The 326-nt window shown below is 69.6% G+C and carries 1 protein-coding gene; it reads right to left on the bottom strand.

What is annotated here, in order from left to right:
* Positions 1–326: DEAD/DEAH box helicase (locus tag EN807_RS33795; protein ID WP_135938037.1), on the bottom strand; the 326-nt coding region annotated here is incomplete at both ends.

Below are 326 nucleotides of genomic sequence, written 5' to 3'. Positions count from 1 at the left end.
CCGAAGGCGGTCAGCACCAGCGTGCGGGGGATGGGGGTGGCCGTCATCACCAGCATGTCCGGCGCGTCGCCCTTGGCGGTGATGGCGAGGCGCTGGTGGACGCCAAAGCGGTGCTGCTCGTCGACGACGGCCAGCACGAGATCGTGGAACGCCACCGATTCCTGGAACAGGGCATGCGTGCCGACGACGATGTCGATCGCACCGCTGGCGAGGCCTTCCAGTGTTTCGGCGCGTTCGCGGCCCTTCTCGCGGCCGGTAAGGACGGCGACGCTGAGGCCGGCTTTTTCCGCCAGCGGGGCGATGGTCGCCAGATGCTGCCGCGCCAG

The sequence above is a fragment of the Mesorhizobium sp. M5C.F.Ca.ET.164.01.1.1 genome (genome assembly GCF_004792125.1).
Taxonomy (GTDB): domain Bacteria; phylum Pseudomonadota; class Alphaproteobacteria; order Rhizobiales; family Rhizobiaceae; genus Mesorhizobium; species Mesorhizobium wenxiniae.
This window is presented reverse-complemented; position numbering and strand designations above follow the sequence as displayed.